At 60.8% G+C, this 25,230-nt stretch carries 26 protein-coding genes; 15 read left to right on the top strand and 11 right to left on the bottom strand.

The features are described 5' to 3' along the window. The first annotated feature begins 130 nt into the window (after positions 1-130). Entirely contained in the window at positions 131-865 is a 735-nt protein-coding gene (locus ACQ4WO_RS23530) for a substrate-binding periplasmic protein (RefSeq protein ID WP_436483454.1), read from the top strand. A 99-nt stretch (positions 866-964) separates the two neighbouring features. Here ACQ4WO_RS23530 and ACQ4WO_RS23525 read toward each other — a convergent pair whose 3' ends face one another. The 4 genes from ACQ4WO_RS23525 to ACQ4WO_RS23510 all read right to left on the bottom strand — a co-directional run bounded on the left by ACQ4WO_RS23525 (position 965) and on the right by ACQ4WO_RS23510 (position 4,896). Further along, positions 965-2,185 (bottom strand): polyhydroxyalkanoate depolymerase, encoded by a 1,221-nt coding sequence (locus tag ACQ4WO_RS23525; protein WP_436483453.1) that lies wholly within the window; start codon positions 2,183-2,185, stop codon positions 965-967. A 276-nt stretch (positions 2,186-2,461) separates the two neighbouring features. Next, complete coding sequence (fdxA, locus tag ACQ4WO_RS23520; RefSeq protein WP_010395176.1) at positions 2,462-2,785, bottom strand: ferredoxin FdxA; 324 nt, start codon at positions 2,783-2,785, stop codon at positions 2,462-2,464. Positions 2,786-3,118: 333 nt separating this feature from the next. Next, positions 3,119-3,406 (bottom strand): protealysin inhibitor emfourin, encoded by a 288-nt coding sequence (locus tag ACQ4WO_RS23515; RefSeq protein ID WP_128140464.1) that lies wholly within the window; start codon positions 3,404-3,406, stop codon positions 3,119-3,121. Positions 3,407-3,498: 92 nt separating this feature from the next. Further along, entirely contained in the window at positions 3,499-4,896 is a 1,398-nt protein-coding gene (locus tag ACQ4WO_RS23510; protein WP_436483452.1) for a gluzincin family metallopeptidase, read from the bottom strand. Positions 4,897-5,096: 200 nt separating this feature from the next. On the opposite strand from ACQ4WO_RS23510, the gene ACQ4WO_RS23505 reads away from it, so the two are divergent. The 4 genes from ACQ4WO_RS23505 to proX all read left to right on the top strand — a co-directional run bounded on the left by ACQ4WO_RS23505 (position 5,097) and on the right by proX (position 9,364). Further along, positions 5,097-5,381: a polyhydroxyalkanoic acid system family protein gene (locus ACQ4WO_RS23505; RefSeq protein WP_071325161.1), complete on the top strand. Its 285-nt coding sequence runs from the start codon at positions 5,097-5,099 to the stop codon at positions 5,379-5,381. A gap of 582 nt (positions 5,382-5,963) precedes the next feature. Beyond that, on the top strand, positions 5,964-7,196 hold the full coding sequence (gene proV / locus ACQ4WO_RS23500) for a glycine betaine/L-proline ABC transporter ATP-binding protein ProV (protein WP_035828675.1): 1,233 nt from the start codon (positions 5,964-5,966) through the stop codon (positions 7,194-7,196). After that, a complete protein-coding gene (gene proW / locus ACQ4WO_RS23495) occupies positions 7,193-8,296 on the top strand; it encodes a glycine betaine/L-proline ABC transporter permease ProW (protein WP_070303355.1) in 1,104 nt (367 codons plus the stop codon). The genes proV and proW overlap by 4 nt, the downstream gene beginning before the upstream one ends. 9 nt (positions 8,297-8,305) lie before the next feature. Beyond that, positions 8,306-9,364 (top strand): glycine betaine/L-proline ABC transporter substrate-binding protein ProX, encoded by a 1,059-nt coding sequence (gene proX, locus ACQ4WO_RS23490; protein WP_436483451.1) that lies wholly within the window; start codon positions 8,306-8,308, stop codon positions 9,362-9,364. A 91-nt stretch (positions 9,365-9,455) separates the two neighbouring features. Here the strand turns inward: proX and ACQ4WO_RS23485 are convergent, their stop codons facing one another. The 3 genes from ACQ4WO_RS23485 to ACQ4WO_RS23475 form a co-directional block, all read right to left on the bottom strand. After that, positions 9,456-9,926, bottom strand: a complete 471-nt coding sequence (locus ACQ4WO_RS23485; RefSeq protein WP_436483450.1) for a GNAT family N-acetyltransferase — start codon at positions 9,924-9,926, stop codon at positions 9,456-9,458. A gap of 46 nt (positions 9,927-9,972) precedes the next feature. Further along, entirely contained in the window at positions 9,973-10,227 is a 255-nt protein-coding gene (locus ACQ4WO_RS23480) for an acyl-CoA-binding protein (RefSeq protein ID WP_034760268.1), read from the bottom strand. 199 nt (positions 10,228-10,426) lie between these two features. After that, positions 10,427-10,783 (bottom strand): FKBP-type peptidyl-prolyl cis-trans isomerase, encoded by a 357-nt coding sequence (locus ACQ4WO_RS23475; protein WP_034760263.1) that lies wholly within the window; start codon positions 10,781-10,783, stop codon positions 10,427-10,429. A gap of 196 nt (positions 10,784-10,979) precedes the next feature. Between ACQ4WO_RS23475 and ACQ4WO_RS23470 the strand changes: the two genes are divergently transcribed. The 7 genes from ACQ4WO_RS23470 (at position 10,980) to ACQ4WO_RS23440 (ending at position 19,419) form a co-directional block, all read left to right on the top strand. Continuing rightward, positions 10,980-11,951 (top strand): YVTN family beta-propeller repeat protein, encoded by a 972-nt coding sequence (locus ACQ4WO_RS23470; RefSeq protein WP_436483449.1) that lies wholly within the window; start codon positions 10,980-10,982, stop codon positions 11,949-11,951. A gap of 14 nt (positions 11,952-11,965) precedes the next feature. Beyond that, positions 11,966-12,805: a polysaccharide deacetylase family protein gene (locus ACQ4WO_RS23465; RefSeq protein WP_436483526.1), complete on the top strand. Its 840-nt coding sequence runs from the start codon at positions 11,966-11,968 to the stop codon at positions 12,803-12,805. Further along, positions 12,802-13,842 carry a sterol desaturase family protein gene (locus ACQ4WO_RS23460; protein ID WP_436483448.1) on the top strand — a complete coding sequence of 347 codons (1,041 nt, stop codon included), beginning with the start codon at positions 12,802-12,804 and terminating at the stop codon, positions 13,840-13,842. Before ACQ4WO_RS23465 ends, ACQ4WO_RS23460 begins: the two co-directional genes overlap by 4 nt. Continuing rightward, complete coding sequence (locus ACQ4WO_RS23455; RefSeq protein WP_436483447.1) at positions 13,842-14,669, top strand: EI24 domain-containing protein; 828 nt, start codon at positions 13,842-13,844, stop codon at positions 14,667-14,669. Before ACQ4WO_RS23460 ends, ACQ4WO_RS23455 begins: the two co-directional genes overlap by 1 nt. 31 nt (positions 14,670-14,700) lie before the next feature. Further along, the gene (locus ACQ4WO_RS23450; protein ID WP_436483446.1) at positions 14,701-15,486 is read left to right on the top strand and encodes a competence/damage-inducible protein A; all 786 of its coding nucleotides are present in this window, start codon (positions 14,701-14,703) and stop codon (positions 15,484-15,486) included. 364 nt (positions 15,487-15,850) lie between these two features. Continuing rightward, complete coding sequence (locus ACQ4WO_RS23445; RefSeq protein WP_436483445.1) at positions 15,851-18,979, top strand: transglycosylase domain-containing protein; 3,129 nt, start codon at positions 15,851-15,853, stop codon at positions 18,977-18,979. A gap of 59 nt (positions 18,980-19,038) precedes the next feature. Next, the gene (locus tag ACQ4WO_RS23440) at positions 19,039-19,419 is read left to right on the top strand and encodes a hypothetical protein (RefSeq protein WP_436483444.1); all 381 of its coding nucleotides are present in this window, start codon (positions 19,039-19,041) and stop codon (positions 19,417-19,419) included. A 9-nt stretch (positions 19,420-19,428) separates the two neighbouring features. On the opposite strand, the gene ACQ4WO_RS23435 is transcribed toward ACQ4WO_RS23440, so the two are convergent. Beyond that, on the bottom strand, positions 19,429-20,034 hold the full coding sequence (locus ACQ4WO_RS23435) for a glutathione S-transferase family protein (RefSeq protein WP_436483443.1): 606 nt from the start codon (positions 20,032-20,034) through the stop codon (positions 19,429-19,431). A 131-nt stretch (positions 20,035-20,165) separates the two neighbouring features. On the opposite strand from ACQ4WO_RS23435, the gene ACQ4WO_RS23430 reads away from it, so the two are divergent. Continuing rightward, complete coding sequence (locus ACQ4WO_RS23430; RefSeq protein WP_436483442.1) at positions 20,166-21,518, top strand: TAXI family TRAP transporter solute-binding subunit; 1,353 nt, start codon at positions 20,166-20,168, stop codon at positions 21,516-21,518. Between the two features lie 4 nt (positions 21,519-21,522). On the opposite strand, the gene ACQ4WO_RS23425 is transcribed toward ACQ4WO_RS23430, so the two are convergent. The 3 genes from ACQ4WO_RS23425 to ACQ4WO_RS23415 form a co-directional block, all read right to left on the bottom strand. After that, positions 21,523-21,807, bottom strand: a complete 285-nt coding sequence (locus ACQ4WO_RS23425; RefSeq protein WP_099760471.1) for an XRE family transcriptional regulator — start codon at positions 21,805-21,807, stop codon at positions 21,523-21,525. 1 nt (position 21,808) lies between these two features. Continuing rightward, on the bottom strand, positions 21,809-22,153 hold the full coding sequence (locus tag ACQ4WO_RS23420; RefSeq protein ID WP_436483441.1) for a type II toxin-antitoxin system RelE/ParE family toxin: 345 nt from the start codon (positions 22,151-22,153) through the stop codon (positions 21,809-21,811). 157 nt (positions 22,154-22,310) lie between these two features. Then, entirely contained in the window at positions 22,311-22,772 is a 462-nt protein-coding gene (locus ACQ4WO_RS23415) for a rhodanese-like domain-containing protein (protein WP_436483440.1), read from the bottom strand. Positions 22,773-23,157: 385 nt separating this feature from the next. Here ACQ4WO_RS23415 and glnA point away from each other — a divergent pair, with 385 nt between their 5' ends. After that, the gene (gene glnA / locus ACQ4WO_RS23410; RefSeq protein WP_029496182.1) at positions 23,158-24,573 is read left to right on the top strand and encodes a type I glutamate--ammonia ligase; all 1,416 of its coding nucleotides are present in this window, start codon (positions 23,158-23,160) and stop codon (positions 24,571-24,573) included. A gap of 173 nt (positions 24,574-24,746) precedes the next feature. After that, complete coding sequence (locus tag ACQ4WO_RS23405; protein ID WP_436483525.1) at positions 24,747-25,229, top strand: DUF4124 domain-containing protein; 483 nt, start codon at positions 24,747-24,749, stop codon at positions 25,227-25,229. Position 25,230 lies beyond the last annotated feature (1 nt).

Genomic DNA, 25,230 nt, shown 5'->3' with positions numbered 1-25,230 from the left:
CAGCATTGCAATGCGCACCAGGCCATAGGAGCCAAACATGCGTTTCCTCCGGACAGTTGGTTTGCCCTTCTGTTTGTTCATGCACGCTTCGCTTGCCCTTGCACACGGGCAGGCGGCTACCTCCATAGCGGTGCAGGGTACTGCCAGCTCGCGCATCGTCCGCTTCGCGGCGGAAGACTGGCCGCCCTTCATTTCCCGCAGCCTGCCTGCCGACGGCATGTCGGGCGCCATGGTCAGCGCCATCTTCGAGCGCCTCGGCTATGCGGTCAAGTATGAATATTTCCCCTGGAAGCGCGCCATGCAGTTTGGCCTGGCCAGTCCCCGCTACGCCGGGCTGCTGGCCGTCTGGCGCACGCCGGAACGGGAAAAGCTCTGCCACTTTTCTGTTCCGGTTGGTAACACGCAGGGTGTGCTGGCCTATTTGAAGGAGGATGGCGCGCCCGGTGCCAGCCTGGCCGATCTGGGCAAGCTGCGCATCGGCACCGTGGCCGGCTATTCGAATGGAGAACAGTTCGATGGCATGGTGGCGCGCGGCGAGCTGAAGACGGAAGAGGGCTTGAACGACGCGACGAATCTGAAAAAACTGTTGATCAAGCGCTACCGCGTGATCGTCATCGAGCGCCATGTCCTGCAGCATTTGCTGATGGGGCGCAATTTCAGCAAGGCTGAACGGGAACGCATCGGCATCATCGAGTCCGTCTTCAAGGAGCGCCCCGTGCACGTGTGCTTCCAGCGCGATGCCCAGGGCGCGCTGTGGCAAAAGCGCTTCAACGAGGCGGCGCGCGATGTCGACACGGCCCGCCTCGAACGCGATTACTGGAAGCGGCTCGACCAGAGCCTGGCCACGGCCCCATCTTCCCCTTGACCTCCCACTGACGTGTGGCGCCGCTGTTGCACGTGCATAAAAGAAAACGCCACACCAGTGTGATGAACTGGCATGGCGTTTTGATGGAGATGCCGTGTATCAGCCGTGTTTCTGAATGAATTCGCCGATTTTCGGGCAAATGATTTCGCGCCAGCGGCGGCCCGAGAAGATGCCGTAGTGGCCGCATTTCGGCGCCACGAAGTCTTGCTGCATCTCGGCAGGAATACCGGAACACAGGTCATGCGCCGCCTGCGTCTGGCCGGTGCCGGAAATGTCGTCCAGTTCGCCTTCTACCGTGAACAGTGCCACGTTCGTGATGTCTTGCGGACGCACCAGCTGGCCGCCCACTTTCCACGTTCCCATCGGCAGGCTGAATTCCTGGAATACCGTTTTAATCGTTTCCAGGTAGTACTCGGCCGGCATGTCCAGCACGGCGTTGTACTCGTTGTAGAACTGGCGGTGGCCTTCCGCCGGCTCGTCGTCGCCCGTCACCAGGTGCATATAGAACTCGCGGTGGCTTTGCGCGTGGCGGCCCGGGTTCATGGCGATGAAGCCGGCATGCTGCAGGAAGCCCGGATAGACCTTGCGGCCAAAGCCCGGATAGTTCGGCGGCACCGCGTAGATCACGGTGTTTTCAAACCACGAGAATTTCTTTTCCGTCGCCAGGTTGTTCACTTGCGTAGGCGAGCGGCGCGGATCGATCGGGCCGCCCATCATCGTCATGGTTTTCGGCATGTGCGGATCTTTTGCCGTCGCCATCAGCGAGATGGCAGCCAGCACGGGCACGGTCGGTTGACAGACGGAAATCACGTGCAAGTCAGGCGCCAGCAGACGGATGAATTCCTGCACATAATAAATGTAGTCGTCCAGGTGGAACGGACCTTCCGTCAGCGGTACCATGCGCGCGTCCGTCCAGTCGGTGATGTAGACATCGTGCTCGGCCAGCAAGCCGCGCACGGTATCGCGCAGCAGGGTCGAGTGGTGACCGGACAGGGGGGCAACCAGCAAAACTTTGGGCTGTTGCAAGCCAGTGGTTTCTTTTTTGAAGTGAATCAAACGGCAAAACGGTTTTGTCACGACAACGTGTTCGCGGATGTCGACGCTCTCGCCTTTGACGAGAACGGATTGGATGTCGAATTGCGGTTTTTCGTAGTCTTTGCCAAGGCGGTACATCAGCTCGTAGCCGGCTGCGATGCGTTGCGAAAACGGGGTATGGGCCAGTGGAGAAACCGGGTTGGTAAATAACTTGGAGGACATGTCTGCCCATTGCATCACCGGAGTGAGGAAAGAGCGTTGCAGTTCGTGCAGTTGGTAAAGCATATAGAGTCCTTGTTTGATTCCAAGCGCCAATATCGGCTCAAATATCATAATCCAATTTTACGATATTTGTTGAGGACAAAATGTGCTTTACCGCGCATAGATCCGCAGTTTGCGCAGAGTTGTGACAGCGCGCCACACTTGCATGGATAGACCTGCAACCATGCTTTAAAAGCAAAAAAAGCAGCGTTTCCGCTGCTTTTTGTCTGTTTTTTTGCCGCCAGGCCCCTTGGGGGAAGAGTCTCCCCCGCAAGAACCGCCGCCGCAGCTGCCGTGCGCTTAGCGCACCAGCATGTCGAGCTTGTCCTTGACGTCCTTGTATTGCTCGGCTTCCGGCAAGGCAGCTTTCGTCTTGGTGATCGATGGCCAGTTACGCGCCAGATCGACGTTGATCTTGATGAAGGCTTGCTGGTCGCCCGGCACGTCTTCTTCCGCGAAAATCGCGTTCACCGGGCACTCTGCCACGCAAACGGCGCAGTCAATACATTCGTCCGGATCGATTGCCAGGAAGTTCGGGCCTTCCCGGAAACAATCTACCGGGCAGACATCGACGCAGTCGGTATAGCGACAGGCGATGCAGGATTCGGTGACAACGTGGGTCATAACAGTCCTATCAATTTTTGGGGGAGGTGCTGTCGCGCCTGCGGGAACTTCGGCGGCGCATACTAAAGCAAAGCATTGTATTTTAAGGCAATTCGCTATTTCTCACAAATCCCGCTTATATACAATACATATAAGCAAATTCATTTTTTGGCAGTGCCGTTGCCGCGCAGAGCGGGAAATTCAGCGACTATCCGGGACGTTGCGATGAAGAACGCGGCAAGAAAGCGACAGTCGCCCGATGCGGCAGGGGGCCGGGCGGGCGGCATGCTGGCTTGCCGTGTGGTGTTTTTGTTTTACCCAAATCAAGATCGGCACAGATAAGTGCTGGAGCCATCAGGCGCTGGCGCGTATTTGCGTCAGTAATTGCTGCCAACGTGCATTTTCAGCACTGCCATCTTCGGCAAACGTGATGGTGCGGCGCGCGGTGGGCGCATCGACCGTGATCTGCCAGCGGGGAATATCAGCGCCCACCTGTTCGCCCGCCGCCTGCGCGTGCGTGAAAAAGCCGCTGCTGGCCAATGCCGCTTCCAGCCCGGGGCCAGCCGGATGGGCTTGCGTATCGATCTCATACTGTTCGCTCAGGCCGGCAAAGCCGCCGCTGCTGCGGGCTGAAATTTTCATGCTGCTCCTTGCTGTTGGGGGGGGGGGCGCGCCACGGCCTGCCGCAGTTCCGGCAGGCCTGGATAGGACGCGCTGGTGCGCTGCAGTGCTGTCTATTTGGGGCCGTAACTGCGGCACCAGGCGGCCAGCGCTTCGCGCTCCGCTTCGAGCAATTGATCCGACTCGCTGTATTCCGCATGGTTCATGGTACCGCAGCAGGCGCGCCTGTCTTGCACGGCGTTGTCGTCGTCGACGATATCGGGAGCAAATGTCGTCTGCCCATCCTCCGTCATGGCATTGGCCTTGAGCACTTCACGCACGGTAAAGCTGTTGCGGATGAAGTCCAGGTAGGCGCCATTGCCATCGGCCTCGGCGATCGTCAGCATGTGGCCGGCCACGTCGGCATAGGTGGCCGCCTGGTCGGGCGATGCCACGAGGGCGCGCAGGACCAGGCTGCGCAGGTAGTCGCCGCAGCGGTGCAGGACGGCCGCGTCGTCCTCCAGCTGGGGCTGGCGTTCGTGGGCAAAGATGTCGGCCAGGATGTCGTAGATGGCACCCGTAAACACTTGCGAGATGGCGTGCACTTCCGTGCCTGCTTCCGACAATTTGATGTCGTTGTCCGCATTGCGCAAGCCGTTGGGCCGGCCCAAGGCCAGGCCGAACTGCTCGGCCAGATCGGCCAGAAACGTTTTATCGTGCAGGTCGGATTTCGTTTGCGCGATCACGGCTTCCACCTGGTCCAGCTGCGACAGGGCCAGGAAGATGGCCGTCAGGTCGCCGAACGATTCGTGCAAGCCGCCCGTCTGCGGCGGGTTGTTGCTGAGCAGCCAGTTGGGCTTCAGGCCATCGAGCACGGCATGTCCCGTTTCATGCGAGACGATGTCGAGCGAGCGGCAGGTGTAGACGCGCTCGGTGGCGCCGCTGGGAATGAAGTCGCCGAATTTGAGCGCCTTGTCGCTGCGGCTGTAATAGGCATTCATGACATTGGGCAAGCCGTGCGGGAACACGCGCAGCGGTGCCGTGTTGCTGGCGCTGTTCCATTGCCAGGGCAGGGGCGGCGCCGTGTCGTTGCTGGCCAGCGCGCGCTGGTACATGGTCAAGGTCATGCGCACGATGGCAAACGTGTGCACGGCGTCGAACTGGTCCGTGTTGGGCGAGACGATGAAGTCGCCGAAGGCATTCGGGCTGACCTGCGCGATGCCCGGTTCGCCAAACGTGATGCGCGCGTCACGCGGGCCTTGCAGGATCAGGCCGGGCAAAAAGCTCTTGCGCGTGCCCAGTTCGCTGACGGACGGATCCTGCTTCCAGATCAGCACGCGCGAACCGACGGGCACGGCGGCCGCGTTGCGCACCGTGGCCTCGGTCAGGCGGGGCGGCCCCGGCTGCAGGGTCAGTTGCGCATTCTTGCGGTGCCGGCGGTACGGCGCCGAGGGGGTGGGGACATAGCCGACGGGCAGGGACATGCATTTGGTCAGTACGGCTTCGACCGGCACGATGACTTTCTGGTCCATGGTAGCTCTCCAAGACACGCGCAACTGGAACTGGAATGGTCGTCCCGCTTCGGCGCATCTGGTTTGATACGGCGCAAGCGATGCGCGGGAAGGACGGGCTTTTTTAGCCGTCCGGCGCCTGCTTCGGCCGCGCCCGCCGCATGGCGGCTGGTATGATGCTGGCCGTATGGCACCCGTTTTTATAATAAAAGGATCGTTTGATGGCGGATATAAATATAGTTCAGCAACATAAGCTGACAGCGGTAAAGGCGCGTGAAGCGGCGCAGCAAGTGGCCGACAAGCTGGCCCAGGAATATGATTTGGCGTGCGCCTGGGATGGCGATGTGCTGCGCTTCGAGCGCAGCGGCGTCGATGGTTCGCTGACCCTGGAAAAAGAGCAGGCGCAACTGCAAATCAAGCTGGGCTTCATGCTCAGCGCCTTTGCTTCCACGATTGAAGGCAAGATTGCCGAGAAGATGCGCAAGGTGTTTACCGAGCCAGCTTGAGGGCGTTTGCCCCGCTTGTCTGGCGCCAAGTTTGGTGGTAAAAATGGCGCCGCGGCGGAAGGCGAAAAGACGACGAAAACACGTCGCTTTTCGCCTTTTTTACGTCTGACTGTACGCTAGCGAACATTGCTAGCACATTTCTATTTGGAAAGCCATTGGACTTTGGCGGCTTTTTGCGTTATACTTGAGTCATATTTACAACAGCTACACCGCGTTTCGCCTTCTGCTTCGCAGTACTCCCCACTCGCTGAGTGGTGAATAATTCTTCGGGTTTTACACCCGCATCCAGTTAAAAGTAGCTTGGTCGATTTTTTTCGGTCAAATACATTTGGTGCCATGTATTTGCATGGCGCTAGCGTTGTTAAAAGTCCTGAACCACAGCCTCTTTTAGCACGCACACGGCACCCCGGCACCGGCTTTGGCCATCCGCTGGTCACACGCGTGTCACCCCCTGTTTCCTGTCGCTCCCGTGCGCTTGTGCGCCGTGGCGTAGCCGACGCAACAGGGTTTGTTGATTCCCGCCGCAAGCTAGCAGGCTTGCTGGGTTTCATTCCATTCGTCAAATCGAGGGAGAACCACATCGTGGCAAAACAAATCATTATCGACCATGTGTTCAAAGTGTTCGGCGACAAGCCAGAAGAAGCACTTGAACTCGTTCATCAAGGCGCCAGCAAGCAGGACATCCTGGCCAAGACCGATTGCACCATCGGCGTTTTCGACGCCACCTTTACCATTGAAGCGGGCGAGATCTTCGTCATCATGGGCCTGTCCGGTTCGGGCAAGTCGACCTTGGTGCGCATGCTGAACCGCCTGATCGAGCCGACGGCCGGCCGCATCCTGATCGACGGCAACGACATCAATACCTTGCCGGATGCCCAGTTGCGCGCCCTGCGCCGCAAGGACATCAGCATGGTGTTCCAGTCGTTCGCGCTGCTGCCGCAAATTACCGTGCTCGACAACACTGCCTTCGGCATGGAGCTGGCCGGCATGCCCAAGGCCGAGCGCCATGCGCTGGCCCAGCAAGCGCTGGAACAAGTGGGCCTGGACGGTTACGGCGCCAGCTATCCTGACGAATTGTCGGGCGGCATGCAGCAGCGCGTGGGCCTGGCCCGTGCGCTGGCTTGCGATCCATCGATTTTGCTGATGGATGAAGCGTTTTCCGCGCTCGATCCGATCATCCGCACGGAAATGCAATCGGAACTGCTGCGCCTGCAACAGATCAAGCGCCGCACCATCGTCTTCATTTCGCATGACCTCGATGAAGCCATGCGCATCGGCGACCGCGTTGCCATCATGAAAGACGGCCACGTGGTGCAAGTGGGCACGCCGGAAGAAATCCTGCGCAAACCGGCCAACGATTACGTGCGCAACTTCGTGCGCGGCGTCGATGCGGCGGCCGTGTTCAAGGCCAGCGATATTGCCCGCAAGAGCCAGATCGTCGTGTCCGAGTCGCCGAGCCGCGGCTCGCGCGCCGCGCTGTCGATGCTGGAAGAGCAGGATCGCGCGTTTGCGTATGTCGTCAATCCGCAGCGCAAGTTCCTCGGCGTCGTGTCGGCCGATTCGCTGCGCAGTGCGCTCGATGGCCATGTGGGACCGCTGGGCCTGGCGCATGCGTATCTGCCCGACGTGCAAACCATCAATGCAGACGAGCCAGTCGCCGGCCTGTTCGGCCAGGTGGCGCAGCTGCCTTACGCCGTCCCAGTGGTGGCCGATGACGGCAGCTTCCGCGGCGCCATCAGCAAGACAACCTTGCTGAAGTTCCTCGACCGCGATACGCCAGCCATTGCCGAACAACAACAGAAAGGACAAGCATGAATCCAAGCACCGTTTCCACAGTAGAAGCTGTTGTTGAACAGCCGGCCGCGCAAATCAATCCCTGGGCGCTGACGCCGCCGGGCGACACGTCCTGGCTGGACGCGGCCGGGCCGGCCGTGCAGCCGGAACACGCGGCCTCCGGTTTTCACCTGACGCAGATTTTCGATGGCTCGCTGCCGCTGGAAAGTTGGATCAATCAGGGCCTGGGCTGGGTCGTCGCCCATTTCCGTCCGTTTTTCCAGGCCGTGCGCGCGCCGATCGACAGCGTGCTGTCCGGCGTGGAAGGCGTGCTCCTGGCGGCCCCGTCGCTGACGGTCATCGCCATCATCGGCTTGCTGGCGTGGCAATTTACCAGCCGCACCTTGGCCATCGGCACCGTGCTGGCGCTGCTGGTCGTGTCGATGCTGGGCATCTGGCCGGAAGCCATGACGACCTTGTCGCTGGTGTTGACGTCGCTGGCCTTCTGTCTGGCCATCGGTTTGCCGCTCGGTATTTTCCTTGCCAGCAGCGACCGCGCACAGAATATCTTGCGTCCCTTGCTCGACGCCATGCAGACGACGCCTGCTTTCGTTTATCTGGTGCCGGTAGTAATGCTGTTTGGTATCGGTAATGCGCCAGGCGTGATCGTGACGATCATCTTTGCCCTGCCGCCGCTCGTACGTTTGACCAATCTCGGTATCCGCCAGGTGCGTCCCGACCTGATTGAAGCGGCCCGCGCCTATGGCGCTTCGCCGTGGCAGTTGCTGACCCGCGTGCAGTTTCCGCTGGCCATGCCATCGATCATGGCCGGTATCAACCAGTCGCTGATGCTGTCGCTGTCGATGGTCGTGATCGCCTCGATGATCGCCGTCGGTGGCCTGGGCCAGATGGTATTGCGCGGTATCGGCCGTCTGGACATGGGTCTGGCAACCGTCGGTGGCCTCGGTATCGTGCTGCTGGCCATCACCCTGGACCGCTTGACGCAAGCGATGGGCCAGCCACGCCGCGGCGTGCGCCATTGGTACCAGACGGGTCCCGCCGGTTTCGTGCTGCGCCTGGTGCGCGGCAACACGGAGAAAAATAATGTTGCACAGCAAGCTACGCTGGCCAACGCACAATAAAGGATACACATGCATCAAATCGCACATTTCAAAGAGACGCAAAAATCGCAACGCAAGTTCCAGTTGTTTTCCGCCCTGGCGATCGCCGCCATGGCCCTGACCACGAGCCTGGCCATGGCGCAGACGCTGGCCGCGCCCGCCGATGCGCTGCCCGGCAAGGGCATCAAGGTGCAGGCGCTGCAAAGCTCGATCGCGGAAGAAACCTTCCAGACCATGCTGGTCGACAAGGCGCTGGAAAAGCTCGGCTACGAAGTGCAGGCGATCAAGGAAGTGGAGTATCCGACCGCGCATATCGCGATCGCCAACGGCGACGCCACCTTCATGGCCGTGCATTGGGATCCGATGCACAAGGATTTCTATAACAACGCGGGCGGCGACGCCAAGCTGTTGCGCACGGGGCAGTATGCCGGTCCTGCCGCGCAAGGTTATCTGATCGACAAAGCGACGGCCGAGAAGTACAACATCACGAATATCGACCAGTTGCGCGACCGGAACCTGGCCAAGCTGTTCGACCACGATGGCGATGGCAAGGCCGACTTGACGGGCTGCAACCCCGGCTGGGGCTGCGAAGCGCTGATCGAGAATCACATGGATGCGTACAAATTGCGCGAGACGGTAACGCACGTGCAGGGCAGCTATGCGGCCCTGATCGCCGACACCATGGGCCGCTACAAGCGTGGCGAACCGATTTTGTACTACACGTGGACGCCGTACTGGGTCAGCGGCGTGCTGGTGCCGGGCAAGGACGTGATCTGGCTGAAAGTGCCGTTCTCGGCCAACCCGGAGAAAGTGAACACGCGTCTGGACAATGGCAGCGATTACGGCTTTGCCGTCAACACGGCGCGCATCGTGTCGAACAAAGCCTGGGCCGAGAAAAACCCGGCCGCAGCCAAGCTGTTCGAAGTGATGCAACTACCCGTGGCGGACATCAATGCGCAGAACGAACGCATGCGCCGCGGTGAAAACACGCAAGCCGATATCGCGCGCCATACGGCTGGCTGGATCAAGTTCCACCAGCAAAAGTTTGACGGCTGGATCGCGCAAGCGCTGGCGGCGGCGAAAAAGTAAGTTCTAGCGCCGTTTCAACATGAAAGAGTGGCTACCATTTTGGTAGCCACTTTTGCGTTAACGGCCTGTTTTTGTGGTTTTTGGTGAGTTTTTAGCCGTTTTCGGCCAGTTTCAGGTGCAAAATGGGGAAAGGCTTGCCGAACGGGTCGCGTTCGGAGCGGCTTTCCCCGATAAAGCCCTGGTGGCGGTAAAAGCCATGCGCTTGCGTGTTGTGTTCGTTGACATCGACGGCTGTGGCGCCCAGGGCGGCGATGGCGTGCCGCACGAGCGCGCGGCCGGCGCCGCTGCCGCGCTGGTCGGGATGTACGAACAGCATCTCGATCTTGGCGTGCTCGACGCACAGGAAGGCATAGGCGACGCCGTCATCGGCGCGCAGCACGTGCAGCAGGCGTTCGGCCGTCACCCTGGCCAGCTCATCGCGCACGAAGGGCATCAGGAAGGCGATATCGCTGTCAGCGAGGAAATCGTGGGTGGCGCGTACGGACAGGTGCCAGACATCGAACAGGCGGGGCAGGTCGGCGGCATGGGCCAGGGAAAGCAGGGAATTCGGTGATGGTGACATGCAGAAATTATACTGCCCCGGCAGGCGCCGGGGCAGGGAGGGACGATCAGTCCTTCAAGTCTTCGATCAGGTCGATGTATTGTTGCTGCGCATCTTCTTTCGAGGTGCCGGCCAGGGCCGCCCAGGCGTCGAACTTGGCGCGGTTGACGAAGTCGGTCATGCCAGGACGCTCGCCCGTGGCGTCGCCGCTCGACGCTTGCTTGAACAAGGCGTAGATTTTCAACAAGGTCATATTGTCCGGACGCTCGGACAGGGTCTTGGAATCGAGCTGCGCTTGTTCGAATTGCTCTTGTAAACTCATGATGGCTCCTGTGTGCTGATGGAATCGCTGGAAAAGTGCGGCAGGCCCGGCGGAGTGGCCACCGTGCGTGCTGCAGTGCCTGACATCATAGTGAAAAAAGCGCGCCGTGCATTAGAGGACACACTCAAAACAAAAACGCCGCCGCTGAGTGAACAGTGGCGGCGTCTGGCGCGGTCCTTGGAACGCAGCCTTCAGCTTCTTATACGCCCAGCAGTTCGACGTCGAAAATCAGGGTGGCGTTCGGTGGAATCACGCCGCCGGCGCCGCGTGCGCCATAGCCCAGTGCCGCAGGAATGATCAGCTGGCGCTTGCCGCCCACTTTCATGCCTTGCACGCCTTCGTCCCAACCCTGGATGACGCGGCCTGCGCCCAGCGGGAATTCGAATGGATCGTTGCGGTCCTTGCTCGAGTCAAATTTCGAACCGGCGCTGCCGTCGTCGTTTTGCAGCCAGCCCGTGTAATGCACGACAACATTGTTGCCGGCTTGCGCTTCAGCGCCTTCGCCAACGACGGTATCGATGTATTGCAGGCCGGAAGCGGTAGTGGTGGTGGTCATGATAATCCTTGTGTAGGCGATGAAAGCTTCAGATTGTAGAGCAATGAGTTGCAAAGCGCCATTCCAGGCCCGGCGCAAGGGAAAACCAGAAATTACGCCGATGTGTGGCTGCCGGTTGTATTTAAGGGGGATTTCACACAATAAATACAGTGTTCCACGTAAAATGCATGTTTTGTATTTAACAGTGATTTCTTCCATGTTCCGCAGTCTACGCCGCCTTGTTTTTTCCTCGCTGTGCCTGGTTTCCCCCATATCGACGGCGCAAGCCGAAGTGGTGGTGGTACTCAATTCCCGTGATGCTACGGTGCAATTGCTGGACCAGAAAACCTATGCTCCCCTGTCCACCTTTGCCGTCGGCAAGGAACCGCACCATCTGATGGAAACGCCGGACGGCAAGTCGCTGATCGTCGCCAGTTCCGTCGGCAACGAGCTGATTTTCCTCGATCCTGTCTCGGGCCAGATCCAGCGCCGCATCAGCAACATCCTCGATCCTTATCAGATCGGCTTTTCGCCGGACCAGAAATGGTTCATTTCGAATTCGCTGCGCCTGGATCGCATCGACCTGTACCGCTACGACGGCAAGAACCTGACCCTGGCCAAGCGCATCCCGCTGCCGAAACTGCCCAGCCACATGGCGTTCACGGCCGACAGCTCCATGGCCTTCATCACGCAGCAGGGCAGCAACCAGGTCAGTGCCATCGACCTGGCCACGCAAACCGTCAAATGGACCATGCCTGTCGGCCCCGCGCCCGCCGGCATCACGATGACGCCCGATGGCAAGCATTTGCTGGTCGGTATCATGGGCAGCGATTACGTGGAAGTGATCGACTGGCGCACGCAAAAGACCGTCAAGCGCATCAAGGCGGGCGCCGGCACGCATAATTTCCGCGCGCTCGGTGACAACCGCATGACATTCGTCTCGAACCGCGTGTCGAACACGATCAACATCATCGACCAGAAGACGCTGGAAAACGTGGGCACCATCAATGTGCCGGGCGGCCCGGACTGCATGGAAATCACGCCCGATGGCAAGACCATGTGGGTGACCCTGCGCTGGATCAAGAAAGTGGCCGTGATCGACCTGACCACGCGCAAGGTCATCAAGACCATACCGGTAGGCCGCTCGCCCCATGGCGTGTATTTCGCCACCCACTCGCCGCGCATGTGATGGCGGGTGTGATGATGAAACACCTGATTCCCGGGGGCCGCGTGTCCGCCATGCTGCTGTGCGCCAGCGCCATGCTGTCCCCCGCGCATGCTGCCGCACCGGCCCCAGCGGCGCCGGCCCCAGCCGCATCTTCTGCCCCGGCCGCCTGCAAGGGCACCATCTACATGACCTTCGACACGGGCAGCCAGTCGCAAGCGCAACTGATCGCCGACGTGCTGAACAAGCGGCATATCAAAGCCACGTTTTTCCTGGCCAATGAAAAGACCACGCGCGGCGATTATTCGCTCGATGCCTCGTGGGCGCCGTACTGGAAAGCCCGGGTCGCCGAAGGCCATGCGTTCGGCACGCATACGTTCGACCATGTGTACTGGAAGAAGGATCTGGCCAACGGCTTGATCCAGGTCAAGCCCCAGTTCGGCAAGGATGGCGGCAAGCTGACGTCGTTTACGGATAAACAGTTCTGCGAGGAATTGCGCCGGGTCGATACGCGCTTCCAGGAGCTGACCGGCCACAAGCTCGATCCGTTCTGGCGCGCGCCGGGCGGCTACACGTCGCCGCGTACCCTGGCGGCCGGCAGCGCTTGCGGCTACCAGCATGCGGGCTGGGCGCCAGCGGGGTATTCCGGCGATGAGCTGCCCAGCGACAAGTATCCGAACGCCATGCTGCTGAAAAAAGCGCTGGCGAACCTGCGCAGCGGCGACATCTTCATTTCCCACATGGGCATCTGGTCGCGCAAGGATGCGTGGGCACCGGCCAACCTGGACGCCTTGATTTCTGGCTTGCAAGACAAGGGTTTCTGTTTTGCCACCCTGCGCGAGCATCCTGCCTACGCGCAGAAGAAGGGTCAGCCATGATCGCCGCCGATATCCTCGGCTTCGTCACGCCCGTCATCGACGTCGTGGTCGACGCCTTTGGCGTGGCGCAAGGCTGGCTGTTCCAGACCATCGTCAACCCGCTCGTGTATCACCTGGGCTTTGGCGAATTCACGGAAGAAGCGTTCGAGGGCACGGAGTGGCTGCTGATCGGCCTGTGCGAACTGGTGCTGCTGTTTCTCGTGCTGCGCCCGCTCGAAGCCCTGATTCCCGCGCAAAAGATCACCGACCCGCGCGCCCGTTGGAACGATTTCATCTACACCGTGCTGCACCGGATCGGCCTGTTTTCTGTCGTGATCTTCTTCACGCTCGATCCGTTGATGGATGCGCTGGCGGGCGCCTTGCGTTTCGATAATATCCATCCATTCAATCTGGAATCGCTGTTGCCCGGCATCAGTCCCTTGCTCAGTTTTATCATTTATTTTGTGATACTGGACTTCGTCGACTATTGCTACCACCGGGCCTCGCACCATTTCGGCTGGTGGTGGGGCTTGCACAGCCTGCATCACAGCCAGCAAAACATGAACTTGTGGAGCGATGACCGCAACCACTTGCTCGACGACTTCTTGCGCGACGTGGTGATGGCCCTGGTGGCGCTCGGCATCGGCGTGCCGCCGGGCCAGTACGTGCTGCTGGTGTCGGTTTCGCGCATTCTGCAAAGCTTGCAGCATGCGAATGTGAGGATACACTTCGGCCGCATCGGCGAGCGGCTGTTGGTTTCGCCCCGTTTCCACCGCACGCACCATGCGATCGGCGTGGGGCACGAGTCGAAAGGCAAGGGTAGCATGGGCGGTTGCAACTTCGGCGTGGTCTTGCCGATTTGGGATATGCTGCTGGGCACCGCGAATTTCTCGGCCGGCTATGCGCGCACGGGCGTGCGCGACCAGCTGGCCCGTATCGACAGCAAGGGCATGGGCCGGCCGGGACGCGACTATGGCCGCGGCTTCTGGCAGCAGCAATGGCTGGGCCTGCGCCGCATGGTGGAATTTGCAAGAATCAAACGAAAAGGACGCCGTTGATGCGTAATGTGTTGCATTCGTATGGCCGCGCCTTGCTGTCGCAATTGCACGGCAGGATATTGCTGCTGAGCGTGGCGCCGTTCATCCTGTCGCTGGTGCTGTGGGGAGGACTGCTGTATGTGGGCTTGCAGCCGCTGATCGACAGCCTGCATGCGCTGTTCACGCAGTATGACTTCTTCCGCACCAGCGGGCAGGTGCTGTCCACCTTCGGCCTGGGCATGCTGAAAGCCGTGATCGTGCCGCTGATCGCCATGTTCATGCTGCTGCCGCTGATGATCTTGACGGCGCTGATCTTCATGGGCCTGTTCGCCATGCCGGCCATCGGCCGCCATGTGGGCGGGCGGCACTTTCCGCAACTGGACAAGAAGCATGGCGGCAGCCTGCTCGGCAGCGTCGCCACTTCGCTGGCCACGTTCTTGCTGTTTATCATCGCCTGGGTCATCATGCTGCCCCTGTACGCGTTTCCGCCGGCCGCCCTGGTGGGGCAAGCCGTGCTGTGGGGCTGGCTGACGTATCGCGTGATGGCGTATGACGCCATGGCCGATTACGCCAGCGCGGAAGAGCGCCATGCCATCATGCGCACGCAGCGCTGGCCTTTGCTGGCCATCGGCATGGTGTCCGGCGCGGCCGGCGCCGTGCCTGGCATGCTGTGGATGGGCGGCGTGATGTCGGTGGTGTTCTTCCCCTTCCTGGCGGCGTTCGCCATCTGGCTGTATGTGCTGATCTTTATCTTTACGGGTCTGTGGTTCCAGTATTACTGCCTGGAAGCACTGTCGCGTTTGCGGGGCGTACGCGGCATGACCGACGTGGCGCCGGCGGACGCTTGAGTATTTTTATCGAATTCTACGAGGAAGCTTCATGGCTATCGGATTGATCATCATCGGCGACGAAATCCTGTCGGGCAAGCGCACGGACCAGCATTTTCCAAAAGTGGTAAGCATGCTCAAGGCGCGGGGCTTGCAGCTGAGCTGGGCGGAATACGTGGGCGACGAACCGGCCCGCCTGGTCGCCTTGCTCAAGCGCAGCTTTGCCAGCGGCGACATCGTCTTCAGCTTTGGCGGCATCGGCGCCACGCCGGACGACCATACGCGCCAGGCGGCGGCCGATGCGCTGGGCTTGCCGCTGGTGCTGCATCCGCAGGGCAAGCTCAATATCCAGCAACGGATCACGGAAATGGGCGAAGAAGCGGGTGTACCGGCCGATTTGAACTCGCCGGAAAACCTGCACCGCCTGAAAATGGCGGAATTTGTCGAAGGCGCCGAGCTGATTCCGAATCCGTACAACAAGATTGCCGGCTTTGCCGTGCGCGAGCATTATTTCGTGCCCGGCTTTCCCGTCATGTCCTGGCCCATGATCGAATGGGTGCTCGACACGCATTACGCGCACCTGTTCAATCAGGTGCCGCACGCGGAACATGCCTTGCTCGTGTACGAAACGGCCGAATCCCTGCTGACACCGCTCATGGTGCGCCTGGAAGCGGAGTTTCCGCTGATTAAGGTATTCAGCCTGCCGAGCGTGGGCGATGCGCAGACGCGCCGGCATATCGAACTGGGCGTCAAGGGCGAGCCCGCGCAGGCCGCCGCCGCCTTTGCGCAGATGTGCGCCGCGCTCGATACCTTGCAGGCGGAATACACCACCATCTGAGATGCGGCCAGCCCGGCGCCGGCGGCTTTTTCGCTGGCGTTCAGCCCGCTTCACAGCTATGTACGCAAGCGTACGTTCCAAGACGTTGTTTTTTTGCGAAAATCTTCAATGAAGCAAGATTTTTGTGTGCGCTCGTCAGTCGTTTTCATGCCGATGTGGTGGAATGGTGAACAGGGGCCTTGCGTGTCGAACGCGGGGTCGCCTGCCTGTGCAGTAACGTGTTTTTTTGATTCACCGGTATGGACATCATGTTAAGCAAGCTTTGTTGTGACCGGCCCTGGCTGGCCCTCGTCTTATCCCGCGCGGAGCGGTATCGCTACCGCATTTTCCGCGCCGTCCAAACCCAACCTTACCCCAGCATCTCATGAAAGACACAGGCGTCAATCTGGCCGCGCAAGAGCGGCCCCCTTCTGATCCACTCGCCGACACGGGCGCCGAGGCGCCGCCGCCGGCGAGTCCGCCGAAGAAGCGCCGTTCGCGCATCTGGCCCATCTTTGCCATCATCGTGTTGGCGCTGATCGCCGGCGTGGCGTGGTTCGTCATGCGCGAGGTGCGCACCTCGGCCCTGCAGGCAGAGTTTTTCACGCGCCTGGACCGCCAACTGGCGTTCAAGGTCGAGCCTGGTCCCGCACCGGCGGGCGCCATCCGCTATCCGCGGCACGGGCCCTACGATGAGCGTCTTGGCTATGCCAGCCTGCCGGATTTCATTACCAAGCTCAACGCGCGCGATTATGAAGTGACGGCGCAGGCGCGCATGTCGCCGAAAATGGTGCAACTGGTCGACCGGGGCATCTTTGCCACGTATCACGAGAAAAACCGCGCCGGACTATCCATCCTCGATTGCCGCGCCGCACCCCTGTTTTCGGCCAGCTATCCCGAGCGCATGTTCGACGGCTTCGCCGAAGCGCCGCCCGCGCTCGTGCAAAGCCTGCTGTTCATTGAAAACCGCGAATTGCTCGACCCGGGCACGCCCGAGCGCAATCCGGCCGTGGAATGGGACCGCCTGAGCAAGGCTGTCCTCGACAAGGCGCTGAACCTGTTCGGCGGCCACCGCAGTGGCGGCGGCAGCACCCTAGCCACGCAGATCGAAAAATACCGGCATTCGGAAGACGGGCTCACCAGTTCCATGCAGGACAAGCTGCTGCAGATGATTTCGGCCAGCCTGCGCTCGTACCAGGATGGCGAAAACACCATGGAAGCGCGGCGCAGGATCGTCGTCAATTACCTGAACACCGTGCCGCTGTCGGCAAAGAGCGGCTTTGGCGAAGTCAACGGCATCGGCGACGGCATGTGGGTCTGGTATGGCCGTCCGTTTGCCGAAGTGAAAACTTTGCTCAAGGGTAAGATGGACCAGCCGGGCAGTGCGCTGGCCTACAAGCAGGCGCTGAGCCTCTTGATCGCCCAGCGCCGTCCCTCGCATTATCTGGTGGCCGGCGGTGCCGACCTGGAAGAATTGACCAATAGCCACCTGCGTCTGCTGGCGCAAGCGGGTGTAATCTCGCCGCAGCTGCGCGATGCGGCCATCGCCGAGAAGCTGCGTCCATCGACGGCGTCTGGCGTGCAATCGGAAGCGTCGACCTCGTTCGTCACGCGCAAGGCCTCGAATGCCGTGCGTAACCATCTGGCCAGCATGCTTGGCGATCCGCGCTTGTACAACCTCGACCGCCTCGACCTGAAAGTGGTCAGCACGCTCGATGCGCAGGCGCAAAACGCCGTCACCAAGGTCTTGCGCGAGCTGCGCGACCCGGAAGTGGCGAAAGCGGCCGGCCTGACGGGCAAGGGCATGCTGGGCAATGGCGACCCCGCCAATGTGGTCTACAGCTTTACCTTGCTGCAAAAGGGCGACCAAGCCAACTTGCTGCGCGTGCAGACCGATAACTATGACCAGCCGCTCGACATCAACGAGGGCGCCAAGCTGGACTTGGGTTCCACGGCCAAGCTGCGCACCCTGGTCACGTACATGGATATCATCGACCAGCTGCACCAGCGCTACAGCGGCATGGGCGCCGCCGAGCTGGGCAAGATCGCCGTCGATCCGAAGGACATGCTGTCGCAGTGGGCGATTGCCTATCTGAAACCGTTGGCAATCGGCGAGGCGCGCAACCTGCCTGCCATGCTGGCGGCCGCCATGGAACGCAAATATTCGGGCAACCCGGGCGAAGGCTTCTTCACGGGCGGCGGCTTGCACCATTTCGGCAACTTCTCCAAGCTTGACGACAGCCGCATCATGACAGTGCAGCAGGCGCTGCGCCAGTCGACCAACCTGGTGTTCGTGCGCCTGATGCGCGACGTTGCCCGCTACTACATGTTTTCGCGTCCTGATTCCTCGGCCTCGCTGCTGGCGGACGCGGACGATCCGCGCCGGGCCCAGTACCTGAGCCGTTTTGCCGACAAGGAGGGGCGCGAATTTCTGCACCGCTTCTACCAGAAGTACCGCGGCAAGAGCGTTGACGAGCAGGAAAAAATCCTGCTGGCCAGCATCCGCCCGACCCCCGTGCGCCTGGCCAATATCTTCCGCACCGTCAATCCGAAGGGGACTGTCGCGGAATTCGGTGATTTCCTCAACGCCAACTTGCCGTCGCAAAACGAAGTGCCGCCCGAGCGCGTGGCCAAGATGTACCAGCAGTACGCGATGGAAAACTGGTCGCTGGCCGACCGCGGCTACCTGGCCAACGTGCATCCGCTGGAACTGTGGATGGTGGCGTACCTGCGCCAGCACGAAGGTTCGACCCTGTCGCAGATGGTGGCGGCCAGCGAGAAGGAACGCCAGGAAGTCTACAAATGGCTGTTCAATACGCACCGCAAGCATGCGCAGGACCGCCGCATCGCCAACTTGCTGGAAGTGGAAGGTTTCCTGGAAATCCACCGCCAGTGGAAGAAGATGGGCTATCCGTTCGACTCGCTCGTGCCGTCGTATGCGACGACCCTGGGCGCGTCGGCCGACCGTCCCGCCGCGCTGGCCGAGCTGATGGGCATCATCATCAACGATGGCGTGCGCAAACCGAGTGTGCGCATCGATTCCATGCATTTCGCGGCCAACACGCCGTACGACACGATGGTCAAGCGGGGCAGCAAGGTGGAAGCGGAGCAAGTGTTGTCGCCGGACGTGGCGCGCGCCGTTGCCAAGGCCATCCGCGAAGTGGTGTCGGACGGTACGGCGAAGCGGGCGAAGACGGCGTTTGTCGGCGCCGACGGCGTGCCGATCCCCATGGGCGGCAAGACGGGTACGGGCGACCAGCGCTTCGACGTGTATGGCGCTGGCGGCCGCCTGATCGAGTCGCGCTATGTGAACCGTTCGGCCACGTTCGTCTTCAATATCGGCGAGCGTTTCTATGGCAGCATGACGGCGTATGTGCGCGGACCGGAATCGAAGAACTACGATTTTACGAGCGCCTTGCCCGTGCAACTGCTGGTGTCGCTGGCGCCAAGCCTGATGCCGCTGATCGAAGCGCCTGCGCCGGCCGAAGGCGTGGCGAAACAGTGCACTAATTAAGAAGGCCTTGCGGTGTGAACGCAGGCCCGCAAGGCCGGCGGTTTTTTGAGGGAGTGTCATTGGACGAGACGCAGCAGATTTTTCAGCAATACCATCGCTTTGACGATGGCGCGCTCGTGTCCATCGAGCAGCAGTATCAGCCCGGGGGCGTGCAGGCCGTGCGCATCGTCTTGTACGCAAGAAATCATGGGCTGGAAGGCAATGTCTGGCGTAACGTCGCCGTCACGGTAGGCGCCGTGCGGGAAGTGATGGTCAGGATGCCGGGCAACTTTGTCAACCGCATCTGCTGCGGCGTGAAATTGCTGCGTTTCGGCGACGTCTGGTGCGTCGATGTCGACGGCTGTTATGCGCACGATGATCCGGCGACCCTGGACGAAGTGCGCCGCGATGGCGATTGCTATGTCATCGGCGGCACGGTCGAGGCCATCGAACTCGCATAACTGGCAAACTTAACCGGCAAACATGGCGGTTTTGCTTTCCAGGCGCGCATGGTAGGCGGCGATGGCGGGGGTGCCGGGGCGTTGCATCGGTGCCATCAGCCAGCGCTTGACGGACAGGCCCAGCACGATATCGGCCAAGGTAAATTGCTCGCCGCAGACGAAGGCGCCCGTGCGCTGCAGCTGCTGTTCCAGCACACCCATCATCTTGTTCCATCCGGCAATACCGGCCGCCAGCTGCGCCGCATCCTGGTGTGCCGGGCTCTGGCGTACCAGCGACATGAAGGCGTAGCGCCAGCTATTGTTCAGGTCGCCCATTTGCCAGTCCATCCATTTTTCCACTTCCGCGCGGGTGCGGGGCGTGCTTGGGAGCAAGTCGTCGCGGCCCGCCTGGGCGCACAGGTAGCGGCAAATCGTGTTCGACTCCCACAGCACCAGGTCGCCATCGAGCAGCACGGGTACCATGGCGTTCGGGTTCAAGGCCAGGAAAGCCGGGTTGTCCGTACTGCGAAAGCCGCTGCCCCAGTCTTCGCGCTCGTACGGCAGGTCGAGTTCCTCGCACGTCCACAGGACTTTGCGGACGTTGATCGAGGCGGCTTTTCCAAGAATTTTCAGCATGCGGGGCTCCAGAGGGCAGGTGGTTGATCTGCCACTGTAGCGGATTTGGCCACCCCGCGCATGTGAAAGTGCCTTGCATAGTTGAGCTTTTCTTGGCATCGTAGCCACCCATGAAACCTATGCGCCACCACATGTCCAAAATCCTCGCGTTCAGCCGCTTTTCCGTGCGCGACTTCCTCGCCACCGCCGGTCCCACCTTGCTGCTGGTCGGCGCGTTTTGCGCGCTCGCTTACTGGCTGGTCGACCCGGCGCCGCCGCGCCAGGTAAGCCTGTCGACGGGGCAGGACAATAGCGCGTATGAAGAGTTCGGCAAAAAATACGTGGCCACCCTGGCCAAGCACGGTATCAAGGTGACCTTGCAGCCGTCGCTGGGTTCGCAGGACAACCTGCAGCGCTTAAATAGCGGCAAGACCGATATCGCCTTCGTGCAAAGCGGCTCGACGGAGCACGAGGATGCCGAGCGCCACGGCCTGATTTCCCTGGGCAGCCTGTTTACGGAACCCGTCTGGCTCTTTATGCGCGAAGACAAGGCGGTGACGGAGCTGGCGCAATTGAAGGGCATGAAGATCAACCTGGGACCGGAAGGCACGGGCGTGCCGGGCCTGTTCCGGCAGTTGCTGTCCGTTAATGGCGTGGAGGCGAACGAGCTGACGGTGAGCGATTTGCAAAACACGCCTGCCACCGTGGAGCTGCTGGAAGGGCGCATCGATGGCCTCGTGTTCAGTTCGGCGCCGGAAGCGCCGCTGATCCAGATGCTGCTGCAAACGCCGGGCATCAAGCTGTTTGATTTTTCACAAGCGGAGGCGTACACGCGGCGTTTGCCTTTCCTCACGCATGTCGTCTTGCCGCGCGGCATAGTCGACCTGGGGCAGAACATTCCTGCGCAGGATTATCATCTGATCGCGCCGACGGCCACCTTAGTCGCGCGCGAAGACTTGCATCCGGCCCTCGTCGACCTGTTCGTGCAGGCGGCGGCCCGCATTCATGGCGGCACGGGCTGGTTCCAGCAACAGGGGCAGTTCCCGTCCGCGCGCTACACGGAAATTCCCGTGGCACCCGAAGCGCTGAAATTCTACAAGGATGGCGCGCCCGTGCTGCAGCGCTATATGAGTTTCTGGCTGGCCAATTTCTTTGACCGCATGTGGGTGCTGGTGGTGGCGCTTGGTGCCTTGATCCTGCCCCTGTCGCGCGTCGTGCCGCCCTTGTATGTATGGCGCATCCGCTCGCGCGTGTACCGCTGGTATGGCCAGCTGCGCACGGTGGAGCAGGCGCTGGAAGACGTGCCGCCAGAGCAGCGCGCGCAAGTGTATGCGGCGCAATTGAAGCGGCTCGACCAGATCGAGGAAATGGTCAACCAGATATCGATTCCCCTGTCGTTTGCCGATGGCCTGTATGGCTTGCGCAGCCACATCAATTTCGTGCGCAAGCGCATTCTGTCCCTGATGGGCGAGCACCCTGCCGCCGAGGCGGGCGAGCCGGCCTGAGGATTTACACGAGGGTGATCGACAGCTTGCGTCCGACCAGCGCGGCGGCCCGCTCCAGGGTCGAGAGTGTGACGTCGCTGCTGGGGTCGAGCAGGCGGTCGAGCTGCGAGCGGCTCGTCTGCAGCAGGGCCGCCATGCGCGTCTTCGACATCGCTTGTTCCTGCATCGCCTGCGTCAGTTGCCAGGCGATCACTTCCTTGATGGCGCGGTTTTGCGTTTGCTCGAAAATGCCTTCTTCCTTGAGGAAGTCGTCGAGACTGCTGCCGAGGTGCGGAGCGGTGGCGTTCATGTCAGTTCCTTGTAGCGTTTGCGGGCCAGCGCCAGGTCGTCATCGGGCGTGGCGCGGGTTTTCTTATAAAGCCGTGCAGCGCCACCAGGCAGTCGCCGTGATGGCAGATCAGCACGCGGGCGATGCGGTTGCCGGGCAGGCTGCTGCGTACTTCCGACAATCCTTGCCCCAGATGGCGGCACAGGGGCATGCCCACGGGCCAGCGCCATTGCGCATGCATCAAATCCTGCCCGATCACATGGCGCTCTTCAACCGGCAACGACTTGAGCCAGTCACGCACAAGTTCGCCGCCATTGCCGTTCGCATAGAACAGCAGGGTAATTTGGCGCAAGCCGGAAGCATCCATGACGTACCCCTGTGTTGCACTATATAAGGTACATACTTGCAAGGAGAATTTGCGCCGCTCTTGAAGATATCGGGCGCGTATGGATGGTTGTAGCCGATAGCGGACCGCAGGATGGCCCGCCAGATCAGACACTGTTCAGATAGTCAGGAGGCCAGCGTCAGGCACCCAGCCAAGGCAGGCCCGCCCTGCACCAGCCGCCGATCTGCTTGCGGTGGCCGTCGGCGTCCTTGTCGCCTTCGAAGCCTTCGAGGATGTCGAAGCAGTTCAGGTAGCCGTGCTCGGTCGCCAGCTTGGCCGCGTGGCGCGAACGCACGCCGGAGCGGCACAGGAACAGCAGCACCTCGTCTTTGCCGGCCTGGGCTGCCAGTTGGGCGAGAAAGTCGGCATTCGGCACGCCACCGGGGTAGGTGGCCCACTGCACCGCACCATGCTGGGTATCGGCGATGTCGACCCGTCCCACCCAGTCGCGCTCGGCATTCGTGCGCACATCGATGAGCTTGACGGCCGCATCGCGCTGCAGCAGCTCATACGCTTCCTGCGGCGTGACGGCGCCGGCATACGGCGTACCTTCATTGGCCCGGCTGCGGGCGGTGGTCAGGATGTCGGCGGCGGTGGTCATGGCGTCCTCGATGAAAGTGGGTAGGTATGGTCGATTATAGTGCGCCGTCCGCGCCCCGCAAACGGGAAACCACGGTGCACGGCACATGCACCATAACAAAGCATTTTTCAAGAACCGGAGAAAAATGCACGATAATGGTGCGTTATTCGTTTTTTGCACTTGCTTAGTGCATGCTTGATTTGAAGCAAACGCAGCAGGAAAATCGCGGACAGGAAAACTTTCACTGGGATGGCCGGGTTTTGACCTTGGCGGCGACGTCCCACCAGAAGCTGGCATGGAATCTGCTATGATCCTTATGAGTTTTGGTGGCACGCAATGTTTGCTTCGCTTCATCAGCCCAGACGCACTAAGGTCGGCTCACCCCACATTCATTTAGGAGATACGCATGGCAATGACAGCCGCAGAAGTCTTGAAGATGGTAGAAGAAAACGAAGTCAAATTCGTTGATTTCCGCTTTGCTGATACCCGTGGTAAAGAGCAGCACGTGACGGTTCCCGTGTCGCACTTCGACATGGACAAATTTGAGTCGGGCCACGCCTTTGACGGTTCTTCGATCGCTGGCTGGAAAGGCATTGAAGCGTCCGACATGATCTTGCTGCCGGATCCAAACACGGCCAATATCGACCCGTTCATGGAAGAAACGACCCTGTTCATGCAGTGCGACGTGATCGAACCGTCGGACGGCAAGGGCTACGACCGCGACCCGCGCTCGATCGCGAAACGCGCAGAAGCCTACCTGAAATCGTCGGGCATGGGCGACACCGCCTACTTCGGCCCTGAGCCGGAATTCTTCATCTTCGACAGCGTGCGCTGGAAGATCGACATGTCGGGCTGCTTCGTCAAGATCGGTTCGGACGAAGGTTCGTGGTCGACCGGCAAGGACATCGAAGGCGGCAACAGCGGCCACCGTCCTACCGTCAAGGGCGGCTATTTCCCGGTGCCACCAGTGGACAGCTTCCAGGACATGCGTTCGGAAATGTGCCTGATTCTGGAATCGCTGGGCATCCCGGTTGAGGTACATCATCACGAAGTCGCCGGCGCCGGCCAGAATGAAATCGGCACCAAGTTCTCGACCCTGGTCGAGCGCGCCGACTGGACGCAAAACCTGAAATATGTGGTGTGGAACGTGGCGCACAGCTATGGCAAGACCGCCACCTTCATGCCGAAACCTATCGTTGGCGACAACGGTTCGGGCATGCACGTGCATCAATCCGTATGGAAAGATGGCAAAAACCTGTTCGCTGGCGACGGCTATGCCGGCCTGTCCGATTTCGCCCTGTACTACATCGGCGGCATCATCAAGCACGCCAAGGCATTGAACGCGATCACCAACCCGGGCACCAACTCGTACAAGCGCCTGGTGCCAGGCTACGAAGCCCCGGTGAAACTGGCGTACTCGGCGAAAAACCGTTCCGCCTCGATCCGTATCCCGCACGTGGCCAATCCAAAAGGCCGCCGCGTCGAAGCGCGCTTCCCGGATCCACTGGCGAACCCGTACCTGTGCTTCGCCGCACTGCTGATGGCAGGTCTGGACGGCGTTGCCAACAAGATCCATCCGGGCGAAGCCGCCTCGAAAGATCTGTACCATCTGCCGCCGGAAGAAGACGCACTGATCCCTACCGTGTGCGCTTCGCTGGAAGAAGCACTGGACGCCTTGGACAAGGACCGCGAGTTCCTGACCCGTGGCGGCGTATTCAGCGATTCGATGATCGACGCTTACCTGGAACTGAAAATGCAGGACGTACAGCGCATGCGCATGACCACGCATCCTGCCGAGTTCGACATGTACTACTCGCTGTAATGGCGCCATGCCGGCAATGTGCCGGTAGTGAATAAAAAAACGCGGGTGAGGCGATGGTCTTGCCCGCGTTTTTTGTTATGGCGCCACAGTGCGTTGTTGTATAGTCGGCCCAGGAACGATGCGGCACGCGCCGACAGGAGTGGAGATTGACCAAGCATTACAGAATGGCGCTGATGGCAGGATTGCTGGGCGCAGCGGCACAGGCGCACGGGCAGCTGTATGTATGCGCCGATGCGCAGGGACACAAGACGTACACGGACAAGCGGGCTGGCACGCATTGCCAGCTGCTCGATTTGCCGGGCGCCATGACGGAGCCGCCACGCAAGACGGCGCCGCTGGCCGGCGCGCCTGCCCGGTCTGCCACGCAGGCGGCAGCCACGGCGGCGCCTGCCGCCGGCGCGTTTCCCAAGGTCGATGGCGCCGAGCAGCGCGCGCGCGACCTGGACCGGCGCCAGATACTGCAGGACGAATTGCGCAGCGAAGAACAGAAGCTGGCGGCGCAGCGCCTGGAGTTCAATGGCGGCCAGCCCGAGCGCCAGGGTAATGAGCGTAACTATGCGAAATACCAGGAACGAGTGGCGCAGTTGAAGGACAACATTAGCCGGACACAGCAGAACGTCGAGGCCCTGAAACGCGAGATCGCGAATATTCGGTAAA

This window comes from Janthinobacterium aestuarii, assembly GCF_051380835.1.
GTDB lineage: Bacteria > Pseudomonadota > Gammaproteobacteria > Burkholderiales > Burkholderiaceae_D > Janthinobacterium > Janthinobacterium aestuarii.
The sequence above is the reverse complement of the archived record's forward strand: the minus strand, read 5'-3'. Positions and strand labels throughout refer to the sequence as shown.